Source organism: Sphingopyxis sp. SE2 (assembly GCF_032227185.1).
Lineage (GTDB): Bacteria > Pseudomonadota > Alphaproteobacteria > Sphingomonadales > Sphingomonadaceae > Sphingopyxis.
In genome coordinates this window covers 1,080,532-1,092,719 of the sequence record NZ_JAPMXW010000001.1, presented here as the reverse complement: position 1 = coordinate 1,092,719, position 12,188 = coordinate 1,080,532, and the positions used below count along the sequence as shown (strand labels likewise).

The window sequence follows — 12,188 nt, the reverse complement described above, 5'->3', positions numbered from 1 at the left end:
AGCGAACGGCGCCACCGCGCCGCCGCGAGATTATCGTCGGACGTTATATTCAAGCTGGTCCTGCGTCAGCTGGAAGCCGACCAGCAGTTCGAAACTCGCGCGCTGCACCGCGGCGCGCACTTCGGGCAGGCTCAGCGGATCGATCGCCGCGTCCTGATCCCCCGGCTTGCGCTTGCGCATGATGCGTTCCTGAATATCGGCGGGAAGCGTGGCGGCGGCGCGGTCGACATAGGCCGAAGCCTGCCCGCGCCCCGTGCCGCGCACCTGCCCCTCGGCGAAGGTCACGGCGACATTGCCGAGGCGCTTCGCGACCACCGCGGTCCCGCCTTGGAGCACCGTGGCGTAATAGGGCAGCGTCACGGTGCGCGCCGGTCCGGCCTCGCGCCGCGTCGCGACGACTTCGAAGCTCGCTAGCTGATAGACTTTCTCGCCCGTTTCGTTGCACTGCGGCGTCACATTGGTGATCGCCGCGACGACGTCGATCGCGCGCGCGTCGCGGCTGGTCGCGGGATCGAACAACGTGATATCGCCCGTGTGCAGCGGCACAGCGACCGCCGGACACGCGCTGCGTGTCGCGGTGATGCCGACGCCGCCCGAAAGCTCGATTTCATTGTCCTTCGCACAGCCCGCCGCCGTCGCCATGGCTGCCGTGCCGCACAGCACAGTCAGAAACTTACGCGACGGGAACGAATTGGACATCATGATAATCGGGCTTTCCAAACAGGCGCTTTGACAGGTGCCGGGACGATTGATCCCGCTTCATGCGCGCCGCTTCTTATCGGTGCGATGAACGCGGCGCAACAAAGAGAACGACCAATCGACGGGACGAAGCGGCTTTACCCCGTGGGACTTGCTGCGCTAGAGCGCGCGCATCATGAACGCACCCCACCCGACGACGCCTGCGCCCGGCCATGAAGCGGCGGAACTCAAGGTTTTGATCGCCGCGCCGCGCGGTTTTTGCGCCGGGGTCGATCGCGCGATCCGTATCGTCGAACTCGCGCTGCAGAAATATGGTGCGCCGGTCTATGTCCGGCACGAGATCGTGCATAACCGCTATGTCGTTGACTCATTGAAAGCGAAAGGCGCGATTTTCGTCGAATCGCTCGACCAGGTTCCCGATGGCGTTCCGGTCGTGTTCAGCGCGCATGGCGTGCCCAAGGCGGTTCCCGCGAAAGCCGAGCTGCGGGGGCTCGACTATATCGACGCGACCTGCCCCCTGGTGTCGAAGGTGCACCGCCAAGCCGAACGCGCGCATGAAGCGGGACGGCATATCGTCTTTGTCGGACACGCGGGCCATCCCGAAGTCGTCGGCACGCTGGGCCAGCTTCCCGAAGGCGCGATGACGCTGGTGGAATCGGTCGACGATGTCGCCGCGCTCGTACCCGCCGACCCCGCGATGCTGTCCTATCTGACGCAGACGACGCTGTCGGTCGACGATACGCGCGACATTATAGCGGCGCTTCAGCACAAATTTCCCGCGATCAGCGGGCCGCGCGGCGAGGATATCTGCTATGCCACCTCGAACCGGCAGGACGCGGTGAAGGCGATCGCCGGGCAGTGCGACCGTATGATCGTGATCGGGGCGCCGAACAGCTCGAACAGCCTGCGCCTTGTCGAGGTGGCCGAGCGGCTCGGCACCCCCGCCCATCTCGTCCAGCGCGGCAGCGACATCAATCCGGCCTGGCTGGAAGATATTGCAACGCTCGGTATCACGGCCGGCGCGAGCGCGCCGGAAACGTTGGTTCGCGAAGTGATCGACGCCGTTGCGGCCGTGAGGACGATCGTCGAAGATATCGTCGTGACCGCCGAAGAGCATATGATCTTCAAGCTGCCGCGCGGGCTCGAAGCGGCATAGGGTCAAAACCCGCGTATGACGCGGTCGAGGTTTGAAGCGATTTTGTTCACGGCAAGGAAGTGAGACGTAGGCATATGAATATATTCCAAGGCTCGCTGACGCAGCCGTGGACAAAATCGATCAAATCCCCTCGGGACATCGAAATGGCTTCGATCTCGTCTCCGCGCCCCCTTGAAGATGGAACCACCATCTTCGGCGGTCACGCAAAGCCGATATCTTCGCCATTTCGACGCCTCGATCGCGTCATACGCGGGTTTTGACCCTGCGATGGCGGTCTATACCCACGTCGAGCCCGACGACCTTGCGGCGCTGGTGGCGCGTTACGACATCGGCACCGTCGTCTCGTGCAAGGGCATCGCCGAGGGCGTCGAGAACAGCAACTTCCTGCTCGAAACCACGGGCGGCCGCTTTATCCTGACGCTTTACGAAAAGCGCGTCAGCGAAGGCGACCTGCCCTTCTTCGTCGATCTGCTCGACCATCTCGCAAACCGGAGCTGCCCGGTTCCGGCGATGATCCGCGACTGCGAGGGCGTCGCCATCCAGCAGGTTTCGGGACGAGCCGCCTGCGTCATCCAGTTTCTTCAGGGCATTTCGCTGACCCAGCCGACACCCGGCCAGTGCGAAGCCGCCGGCGCGGCGCTCGGCGCGATGCACCGCGCGCTCGAAACCTATGCCGGCGCGCGCGAGAACAGCATGGGCCATCGTCACTGGCGCACGGTGGCCGAGGGGGCGGGCGATCTCGACGCGGTTCTCCCGGGGCTGCAAGCGATCGTCGACGGCGAGCTGGAACATCTCGACAGGCACTGGCCGACCGGTTTGCCGGCGCATGTGATCCATGCCGACCTGTTCCCCGACAATGTTCTGATGCTCGGCGATCGCGTCACCGGCTTGATCGACTTCTATTTCGCCGCGAGCGATTTTCGCGCCTATGATCTTGCCATCACCCACGCGTCCTGGACTTTTTCGGCCGACGGCAAAGCGTGCGATCCGGCGCGCGCGCGCGCGCTGATGCGGGGCTATGCTCGCGAAATCGCGCTGACCGATGCGGAGATTGCCGCCCTGCCCCTGCTTGCGCGCGGCGCGTCGCTTCGCTTCCTGCTGACCCGCGCGCACGACTGGGTGCACACACCCGCCGACGCGCTCGTCACGCGCAAGGATCCCTCGCCCTTCCTCGCCCGCCTGCAGCGCTATCGCGCCGCCGACGCTGCCGACCTGTTCACGCTCGCATGACGACAAGCACCGGCAAGACCGTGATCGTCGCCACCGACGGCGCGTGCAAGGGCAATCCCGGCCCTGGCGGCTGGGGTGCCGTGCTGCGCTGGGGCGACGTCGTGAAGACCCTGTCGGGGGGCGAGCCCGATACGACGAACAACCGCATGGAACTGATGGCCGCGATCGAGGCGCTCGCCGCGCTTAAGCGCAGTTGCAACGTCGAGTTGTCGACCGACAGCGTCTATGTCCGCGACGGCATCACCAAATGGATATTCGGCTGGCAGAAGAACGGCTGGAAAACGGCCGCCAAAAAGCCCGTCGCCAATGCCGATCTTTGGCAGCGGCTGGTCAGCGAAAACGCGCGGCACAAGGTCGAATGGATCTGGGTCAAGGGCCACGCGGGCCACGGCGACAACGAACTCGCCGACCAGCTCGCCAGCGATGCCGCGATCGAGGTCGCGCGGGCGCGCAGGGCGCCCGCGCGCTAACCCCTGAAGATCACTCGGCCTCGCGAACTTCGGCGCCGGGACCGTTTTTCAGGATCGAGTCGATGGCATTTTGCGCGGAGGCTTTGCTGCTATAGCCTTCGGTCCAGAAGATCGGCTCGCTGTTATATTTGAAATAGGCGACAAATTCGCCGGCCTTGTTCTTCTTGATCTCGAAATAATGGGCCATGCCATCCTCCACACGTCGCGCCGCGCCGGGGGTGGCGGGCTAAACATATGTTAATTCGCTCGTTTCGCCGTGCAAGACAAGATCGGCTCAGGTGAAGCGTGCGGGAGCGAAGGGCAATGGGTCGACCCGTCCGATCGCGCCCGGTGGCGGCGGCGCTCCCAGTTGCGCCGCGAGCAACCCGGCGATCGCCGGCGCGGTCTGAATGCCGAACCCGCCCTGCCCCGCGCACCAGATGAAACGGCCTTCATGGGGATCCGGACCGAAGACGGGGATCCGGTCGGGGGCGAAGCTACGCAGCCCCGCCCATTTGCGCTCGACGGCGGCGACCGGCCAGTCGACGACCGATTGCATGCGCTCGATGGCGGTTGCGACGTCCCAATCTTCGGGCGCCACGTCATGCGCGATGCTTGGGGTCTCGTCGTGCGGGCTCAGCCATACACGCCCGACACTTTCGCCCTTGAAATAGAATTGGCCGCCGACATGGATCACCAGCGGCAGTTCGGCCGGAACCGCGACGTCGAGACGAACCTGCAGAACTGTCCGCCGATACGGCTGGATCCCGAGCGGCGCGATACCGCAAGCGGCCGCGACCGTGTCGGCCCATGCGCCCGCGGCGTTGACGATCACCGCTGCGTCCACCTCCTCCTCACCCAGCGCGACCCTCCATCCGTCGCGGACGCGGCGGGCACTGCGCAGCGGCGCGCGGGTGGCGAGCAAGGCGCCCGCCCGCTTCGCGGCGCGAAGATAGGCGGCGTGGAGGCCGCCGACGTCGATATCCCGACACGCCGCCTCATAGGCGGCTTCGCTCCATTCGGAACGCAGCCCCGGAACTCTCGAGGCAACGGCGGCGCCCGACATGCGCTCGACATCGACACCCTTCGCCCGGAACTCGGCGACGAAGGCATCGACCGCTGCCGCTTCGGATGTCCGTCCGATCGTCAATGCCGAGCGCGGCGACAGGAAAGCACGATCAGAAAAGGCCGGATCTGGGTTCCGCAGCGTCCCCAGCGAAGCCAGCGTCAGGGGTTGCACTGCCGCCCCGCCATAGGTTTCGTGCCAGAACGCTGCAGACCGGCCTGTGGCGTGATAGCCGGGTATATCCTCGGCTTCGACCAGCACGACGCGGCGCCAGGGCGCAAGCGCAGCCGCCAGGCTCGCGCCGGCGATACCGGCGCCTACGATCAGCACATCGGTGGCGGAGGGCGGCCGGTCGGTCATGGCCCGCCGCATATCGGCTGGACCGCGGAATGCAAGCCGCGTCGCCCGCAACATGGTTACTCTTTGGTAAGCCATGTTGCGTAGGAGGAGCCGATGAATAGCGACGCGATCTCGCTCGGCCTGATGGCCCTACTCGGCCTGCTGATGATTGCCGCGGCGATCAGCGATGTCGGGTCGCGAACGATTTCCAACCGGCTCAACGCCGCGATGGCGCTGCTCGCGATCCCCTTCTGGATCGCTTCCGGCCTCGCGCTCTGGCCCGAGGTCGCGATCCAGTTCGGCGCGGCCTTTCTGGTTTTCCTTCTCTTCGCCGGATTGTTCGCGATCGGAGCGATGGGCGGCGGCGACGTGAAAATGATCGGTGCGGTAATGCTCTGGATCCCGCTTCCGCTGTTTCTGTCGATGCTGACGGTCATGGCCATCGGCGGCGGCATCCTGTCCGCCCTGATGCTTATCCATATGAAATTGCGACCTTCGGACAAGCCGGTCGAGGTGCCCTACGGGGTCGCTATCGCCGCGGCGGGCCTGTGGGCGCTTCACCAACACTATCTTAACCAGTTTCAGGTTATCGGATGACCTGAGGGAAAAGCACGACCGTCTCTGGTGGGTGCAGGAGGGCGAAAACTCGTCATGGATACGCGAAAGATTATGCTGATCGTCGGCGCGCTGGTGATTGCCATCGGCGCGGCGTTCGGGGTCAACAAGATGATGCGCGGCGCCGCCGCTCCGTCGGCACGCGCCGCCGCGGCGCCGGAAATTACGGGCCCGATGATCCTTGTCGCGACGCGGCAGCTGCCGGTCGGCACGATCATCGGCCCTGACAGTTTCCGGTTTCAGCCATGGCCGAAGGAATTGGTCGAACAGGCCTATTTTCTGAAGGACAAGACCGACGTGAACACGCTGGTCGGCACCGTCGTGCGTCACGCGATAACCGCCGGACAGCCGCTCACGCAGGGCGCCCTCGTTCATCCCGACGACCGCGGCTTCCTCGCTGCGGCGCTTGGTCCGGGCATGCGCGCGGTCACCGTGAAGGTTTCGCGCGAAGAGGGCGTCGGCGGTTTCGTCTTTCCGGGCGACCGTGTCGACGTCGTGCTCGCGCAGCAGATCTCGGTCGATTCCGAAACGTCGTCCTACCCGGACAAGGAATTGTTCACCGCAGAGACGATCATCCGCAACGTTCGCGTTCTGGCGACCGACCAGCGCTATAATGCCGAGGACGAGACGGGCAAGACGCCGGTACGCACCTTCAGCTCGGTGACGCTCGAAGCAACGCCGGAGATCGCCGAGAAAATCGCCGTCGCCCAGGACATGGGAAAGTTGTCGCTCGCGCTGCGGCCGCTGGCCGAAAGCGCAGGCGAACTCGAAGCCGCGATCGCCTCGGGCGAGATTGACGTCCCCGCAGGGGCCGATACCGCCGCCGAAAAGAAGATGCTGGCCCAAGCCGCCGCGCGTCCGACCGCCAGCCGCTCGTCGGCGACGACCGGCGGCGACGTGTCGCGTTTCTGGATCCCGGTGCGCGGCCGCGTCACCTCGCCGCGCCCGCAGCAGTCCGAGAACAGCGGCGGCTATGCACCGTCCAATGCTGGGCGACAGGCGGCGGTGCCGACCGGCCCGGTCGTGCGCGTCACCCGCGGCGACAAGATGACCGAAGTTCCCGTGGGGGGTAAGTAAGATGAACAGCAACGCCAATTTCAAGGTGGCGGCACTGGCGCGCACCCTGGCCATCGGCCTGGTGGCGGCGACGCTCGTCGCGGCGCCTTCGCAAACCGCTATCGCCCAAGCCGTCCAGAATGCGAGCGGCAGCCTCGAACTCTCGGTGGGGCGCGGCCGCCTGGTCAGCCTTCCCGCCACGATGTCCGACGTCTTCGTCGCCAATGACGAAGTCGCCGACGTTCAGGTCCGCTCGGGCCGCCAGCTCTATGTCTTTGGCAAAAAGCCGGGCGAAACCAGCATCTATGCTACCGATGCCAGCGGTCGGGTCGTCTTTTCGACCGTCGCCCGCGTCGGCAACAATATCGAAACCATCGACCAGATGCTGTCGCTCGCGATGCCGGAAGCCAGCATTGCGGCGAACCCGATGAACGGCTTTGTGCTGCTCACCGGAACGGTTCGGTCGCCCGACGACGCCGCCGAAGCGGAACGGCTGGTTCAGGCCTTTGTCGGCGAGGAAACCAAGGTGCTCTCGCGCCTGCGTACCGCCACGCCCCTGCAGGTCAATCTGCAGGTCCGCATTGCCGAAGTGAACCGGTCGCTGGTCAAGGAAATCAGCGGCAACCTCCTGACCCGCGACACCGACGGCCCGCTTGGCAACGGCTTTCTGGGTGGGGTTTTCGGAGGGCGTCAAGCGGGCACGATCACGACCGATGCCAATGGCAACACCACCTATACGATCAACACGCCAGCGGGGACGCGCAGCCTCGCCGGTGCCGGCCGCCTGTTCGGGCTCGATCTGATTGCCTCACTCGATATCGGCGAGCGATCGGGCTTGGTCGCAACGCTGGCGCAGCCCAACCTGACCGCAATTTCCGGCGAAACCGCCGACTTCCTGGCGGGCGGTGAATTCCCGGTACCGATCCCGGGGAATTTCGCGGGCACGACGATCGAATATCGCAAATATGGCGTCAGCCTCGCCTACACGCCGACCGTATTGTCGAACGGCCGGATCAGCCTGCGCGTCCGCCCCGAGGTGTCCGAACTGTCGACCGAGGGCGCGATCGAGATGCAGGGCTTTCAGGTCCCCGCGCTGACAATCCGCCGCGCCGAAACGACGGTCGAACTCGGATCGGGCGAAAGCTTCATGATCGCGGGGTTGCTGAACAACCGCTCGATCGGCGCGATCGACAAGATGCCCGGACTCGGAGACGTCCCGCTGCTCGGCATGCTGTTCAAGTCGGACAGTTTCCGCCGCGGCGAAACCGAACTCGTGATCGTCGTGACGCCCTATCTGGTCCAGCCCGTGTCGGCGAATGACATCAAGCTGCCGACCGACGCCTTCCAGGACACGCACGACCTGCAGCGGTTGCTGCTCAACCAGACGAGCGACGGCGTAACCGGCGGCGACCGCCCCAAACCGCGGCTCGATACCAATGTCGGCGACGCCGACCGTCCGCGGACCGGCAGCGGCAACGCGGCGCCCGGTTTCAACATCAAGTGACGCGCTGGATCTCAGGAGCAAAGTGATGAAGAAAATCGCAACTTGGACGGTCCTGGCATGCGCGACCTCGCTCGCCGGATGCACCGGCGCAGCATATAGCAATCGCAGCCTGGAATCGGTGCATCAGCCGGTGGTGCGCAACAATCTTTATCAATTCGACGTCGCAACCGCGAATGGCGAACTGCCGCCCGGCGAGCAGGGCCGGCTGCAAGGCTGGCTCGACGCGATGGGCGTTCGCTACGGCGACCGCATCGCGGTCGAAGACCCCTCGACATATGGGGCAACGTCGGCGCAGGCGACCGTCCGTGCGATGGTCGAACGTCGCGGACTGTTGCTGAGCCGGGACGTGCCGGTGACGACGGGCGCAGTTCCGGAAGGATATTTGCGCGTCGTCGTGACGCGCGCGTCGGCTTCGGTTCCAGGATGTCCCAACTGGGAAAGCAAGTCCTCCTTGAACCCGGCCAATGCGACCTCGTCCAATTATGGCTGCGCAATCAACAGCAACCTCGCCACGATGGTCGCCGATCCCAACGACCTCATCAAAGGCACGCGCGACACGGGGCATGACCCGCTCGCTGCGACGCGCGCGATCCAGACCTATCGGACGAAACCCCAGACCGGTGCCGGCGAGTTGACCAAAGCACCCACCAGCGGAGGTGGCCAGTGAACGCTCCTTTCAAATCAGCAGGACTGCGTGATCCTTTCAACGCCTTCGTCTGCGACGACGATACGCTGGAGTTGATCCGCGCGGCGGCGGGCGACATGGGCTGGCCGATCGAAAAGTGCAACAAGGGCGGCCTGCGCAACGCGGTGCAGTCGCTGTCGGTGTCGGCGAGCCCGAATATCCTGTTCGTCGACATGTCCGAATCGGGCGACCCGATCAACGATATCAATGCGCTGGCTGAAGTCTGCGAGCCCGGAACGGTCGTGATCGCCGCCGGTCAGGTCAACGATGTGCGCCTGTATCGCGACCTTCTGTCAAGCGGCATTCAGGACTATCTTCTGAAGCCGCTGTCGCTCGAACAGGTCCGCGAATCGCTGACCATGGCGCAAGCCATGCTTTCGGCCCCGAAACACGCCGATATGCACGACGACAAGCCGCATCACATGATGGGTGTCGTGGGTGTGCGGGGCGGCGTCGGCGCATCGCTCGTCGCGACGTCGCTCGCCTGGGCGATCAGCGAACAGGCGGATCGCCAGACCGCTCTGCTTGATCTCGACGTCCATTTCGGAACGGGCGCGCTTACGCTCGACCTCGAACCCGGGCGCGGCCTGATCGACGCGATCGACAATCCGAGCCGCATCGACGGCCTGTTCATCGAGCGCGCGATGGTGCGCGCGTCGGACAAGCTCAGCCTGCTTTCGGCCGAAGCGCCGATCCATCAGCCGGTGATGACCGACGGCTCAGCCTTTTTTCAGCTCGAGGAAGAGTTGCGCAACGCGTTCGAGATGACGATCGTCGACATCCCGCGTCAGGTGCTGATCCCCTTCCCGCACCTCGTGTCGGAAATGGGGACCATCCTGCTCGTCAGCGACGTGACGCTCGCGGCGGCGCGGGACACGATCCGGCTTCTGTCGTGGTTCAAGCAAAACGTTCCCGGCGCGCGCGTCGTGCTCGTCGCCAACAAGTTCCAGAACGCGATCGGCGAACTGTCGCGCAAGGAGTTCGAATCCTCGATCGAACGGCCGATCGACATCGTCATCCCGTTCGATCCCAAGCTCGTCGCCCAGTCGGCGAAGCTCGGAAAATCCTACGCCGAAACCTGCAAGGGCACCAAATCGGCGCAGGTTTGGAACAATCTGATGCGTCTCGTCCTCGACGGCGCCGACGTCGATGCCGAGGACGCACCGGTCTCGGCCGCGAAAAGCAAATCAGGCGGTTCGCTGCTCGGCAAGCTCGGCTTGACCAAAAAGGGCGCGAAGCAGGCGGCGTGAGGACGCCACCGGCACGCCGTCGCGATCCTCTGTCATAGAAGCGGACACCAGCTGACCATGAACCTGCCAGTCATCCTTATCATCGCCGGGGCCCTTCTCGCTTTCGTCCTCCTCGTGATCCTGCTCGGCGGGCCTTCGGAGGGCAAGGCGAAGACGCGGCGACTGGCGATGGTCAAGGATCGCCATGCGGCTTCGACCGAAGCGGTCGTCGCGGCGCAGATGCGCAAGACGATCCAGTCGGGCCGCGCGGGCGACTCGTCGCTGACCCATCTGCTGCCACGCCGCGAAGAGCTTGAGAAGCGCATCCGCCGTACCGGCAAGAACTGGACGCTGACGCAATATATGTTTGCGACGATGATCGTGTTCGTCGTCGCCACCGGCGCGATGCTTATCGTCCGCGCGCCCGTCCTGATGGCCGGCCTGGTCGGATTGTTGCTCAGCCTTGGGCTCCCCTATCTCGTCGTCGGCATGACGATCAAAAGGCGCGTAGCCGCTTTCAACAGCCGCTTTCCCGACGCGATCGACCTGCTCGTCCGCGGTCTCAAGTCGGGCTTGCCGGTCACCGAGACCTTTCAGGTGGTTAGCCAGGAACTTCCCGGGCCGGTCGGTGAAGAGTTCAAGGGCGTCGTCGAGCGCATCCGCATCGGCAATACGATGGAAGCCGCGCTACAGGAATCGGCCGAAATGCTCGGCACTCCCGAATTCCAGTTCTTCTGTATCACGATTCAGATCCAGCGCGAAACCGGCGGCAATCTGGCCGAAACGCTGGCCAACCTGTCCGACGTCCTGCGCAAGCGCGCCCAGATGAAACTCAAGATCCGCGCGATGTCGTCGGAGGCCAAGGCGTCTGCTTACATCGTTGGCGCGCTGCCCTTCTTCGTGTTCGGCGTCGTCTGGACGGTAAACCCCGGCTACCTTGAAGGCTTTTTCGTCGAGGAACGCCTTATCATTGCCGGTATCGGCGGCCTGATCTGGATGAGCATCGGCGCCGGCATCATGGCCAAGATGGTCAATTTCGAAATCTAAGGGGGCAGAAACAGTGAACAGCAGCCTCCTTCTCTCGTCCGCCTTCACAGGCGCACAAAGCGGCCCGACCCTGCTCGGCATCGACGTCGTATGGGCCGGCACCATGCTGGCGGCGGTCGGGGTCTTCGCCGTGCTGTTCGCGATCTATAACGCGCTGACCGTACGCAATCCGATGACGAAACGCGTCAAGGCGCTCAACGATCGACGCGAACAACTGAAGGCCGGCATCACGGCCTCGACGGCGAAGCGCCGCGCCCGGCTGGTCCGCAAGAACCAGACCGCCGACAAGATGCGCACTTTTCTGGGCAAACTCCAGGTCCTGCAGGATGGTCAGATCAAGGAAGTCCAGCAGAAGCTCGCGCAGGCTGGTATCCGGTCGAAGGATCTCGCCGTTGCGGTGATCTTCGGCCGCATGGTGTTGCCGATCCTGTTTGGGGGCCTTGCGCTTTTTCTGATCTATGGGGTCGATATGTGGCCCGACCTGACTTCGTTCAAACGCTCGGCCTATACGATGGGTGCGTTGATCCTCGGCTACAAGGCACCGGACCTCTTCGTCGACAATATGCGCCAAAAGCGCACCGACGCGATCCGCAAAGGCCTCCCCGACGCGCTCGACCTCCTCGTCATCTGCGCCGAGGCGGGCCTGACGGTCGACTCCGCCTTCGCACGTGTGTCGAAGGAACTGGGCCGCGCCTATCCCGAACTGGGCGAGGAATTCGCCCTGACGTCGATCGAACTCGGCTTCCTGACCGAGCGCCGACAGGCGTTCGAAAATTTCGCCTATCGCGTGAATCTTGAATCGGTGAAGGGCGTGGTCACAACCATGATCCAGACCGAAAAATACGGCACGCCGCTCGCGTCTGCACTTCGCGTCCTGTCGGCCGAATTCCGCAACGAACGCATGATGCGCGCCGAGGAAAAGGCTGCACGCCTGCCCGCGATCATGACGGTGCCGCTGATCCTGTTCATCCTGCCGGTGCTGTTCATCGTCATTTTGGGCCCGGCTGCCTGTTCGCTGAGCGACGCGATGTCGGGCGGCAGCTTCGGCGGCAAGGGCTGATCACAGCTCCAGCGCCGGTTAAAGAAAGAGGGCGGAGGCGACTTCCGCCCTCT

13 protein-coding genes are annotated in these 12,188 nt (G+C 64.4%); 10 read left to right on the top strand and 3 right to left on the bottom strand.

Going from position 1 to position 12,188, the window contains the following annotated elements; all coding sequences use genetic code 11:
• Window positions 1-30 precede the first annotated feature (30 nt).
• Complete coding sequence (locus tag OVY29_RS05125; protein ID WP_052182275.1) at window positions 31-702, bottom strand: hypothetical protein; 672 nt, start codon at window positions 700-702, stop codon at window positions 31-33.
• A 172-nt stretch (window positions 703-874) separates the two neighbouring features.
• Between OVY29_RS05125 and ispH the strand changes: the two genes are divergently transcribed.
• The 3 genes from ispH to rnhA all read left to right on the top strand — a co-directional run bounded on the left by ispH (window position 875) and on the right by rnhA (window position 3,555).
• On the top strand, window positions 875-1,855 hold the full coding sequence (gene ispH / locus OVY29_RS05120) for a 4-hydroxy-3-methylbut-2-enyl diphosphate reductase (protein WP_052182274.1): 981 nt from the start codon (window positions 875-877) through the stop codon (window positions 1,853-1,855).
• Window positions 1,856-2,122: 267 nt separating this feature from the next.
• Window positions 2,123-3,085 (top strand): homoserine kinase, encoded by a 963-nt coding sequence (thrB, locus tag OVY29_RS05115; RefSeq protein ID WP_037555817.1) that lies wholly within the window; start codon window positions 2,123-2,125, stop codon window positions 3,083-3,085.
• The gene (gene rnhA / locus OVY29_RS05110; RefSeq protein ID WP_037555650.1) at window positions 3,082-3,555 is read left to right on the top strand and encodes a ribonuclease HI; all 474 of its coding nucleotides are present in this window, start codon (window positions 3,082-3,084) and stop codon (window positions 3,553-3,555) included. Before thrB ends, rnhA begins: the two co-directional genes overlap by 4 nt.
• A gap of 10 nt (window positions 3,556-3,565) precedes the next feature.
• Here the strand turns inward: rnhA and OVY29_RS05105 are convergent, their stop codons facing one another.
• Window positions 3,566-3,742, bottom strand: a complete 177-nt coding sequence (locus tag OVY29_RS05105; protein ID WP_081933099.1) for a YegP family protein — start codon at window positions 3,740-3,742, stop codon at window positions 3,566-3,568.
• An 87-nt stretch (window positions 3,743-3,829) separates the two neighbouring features.
• Window positions 3,830-4,960: an NAD(P)/FAD-dependent oxidoreductase gene (locus OVY29_RS05100; RefSeq protein WP_037555648.1), complete on the bottom strand. Its 1,131-nt coding sequence runs from the start codon at window positions 4,958-4,960 to the stop codon at window positions 3,830-3,832.
• Between the two features lie 93 nt (window positions 4,961-5,053).
• Here OVY29_RS05100 and OVY29_RS05095 point away from each other — a divergent pair, with 93 nt between their 5' ends.
• The 7 genes from OVY29_RS05095 to OVY29_RS05065 all read left to right on the top strand — a co-directional run bounded on the left by OVY29_RS05095 (window position 5,054) and on the right by OVY29_RS05065 (window position 12,135).
• Window positions 5,054-5,536 (top strand): prepilin peptidase, encoded by a 483-nt coding sequence (locus OVY29_RS05095; protein WP_037555647.1) that lies wholly within the window; start codon window positions 5,054-5,056, stop codon window positions 5,534-5,536.
• Window positions 5,537-5,590: 54 nt separating this feature from the next.
• A complete protein-coding gene (gene cpaB / locus OVY29_RS05090) occupies window positions 5,591-6,631 on the top strand; it encodes a Flp pilus assembly protein CpaB (protein ID WP_313911079.1) in 1,041 nt (346 codons plus the stop codon).
• Between the two features lies 1 nt (window position 6,632).
• On the top strand, window positions 6,633-8,114 hold the full coding sequence (locus OVY29_RS05085; RefSeq protein ID WP_037555645.1) for a type II and III secretion system protein family protein: 1,482 nt from the start codon (window positions 6,633-6,635) through the stop codon (window positions 8,112-8,114).
• A gap of 25 nt (window positions 8,115-8,139) precedes the next feature.
• Window positions 8,140-8,781, top strand: a complete 642-nt coding sequence (locus OVY29_RS05080; protein WP_037555643.1) for a CpaD family pilus assembly protein — start codon at window positions 8,140-8,142, stop codon at window positions 8,779-8,781.
• Window positions 8,778-10,049, top strand: coding sequence for a pilus assembly protein CpaE (locus OVY29_RS05075; protein WP_037555642.1), 1,272 nt, complete (start codon window positions 8,778-8,780; stop codon window positions 10,047-10,049). Before OVY29_RS05080 ends, OVY29_RS05075 begins: the two co-directional genes overlap by 4 nt.
• 57 nt (window positions 10,050-10,106) lie before the next feature.
• The gene (locus OVY29_RS05070; protein WP_037555639.1) at window positions 10,107-11,075 is read left to right on the top strand and encodes a type II secretion system F family protein; all 969 of its coding nucleotides are present in this window, start codon (window positions 10,107-10,109) and stop codon (window positions 11,073-11,075) included.
• A 103-nt stretch (window positions 11,076-11,178) separates the two neighbouring features.
• Entirely contained in the window at window positions 11,179-12,135 is a 957-nt protein-coding gene (locus tag OVY29_RS05065; RefSeq protein WP_052182284.1) for a type II secretion system F family protein, read from the top strand.
• Window positions 12,136-12,188: the final 53 nt, after the last annotated feature.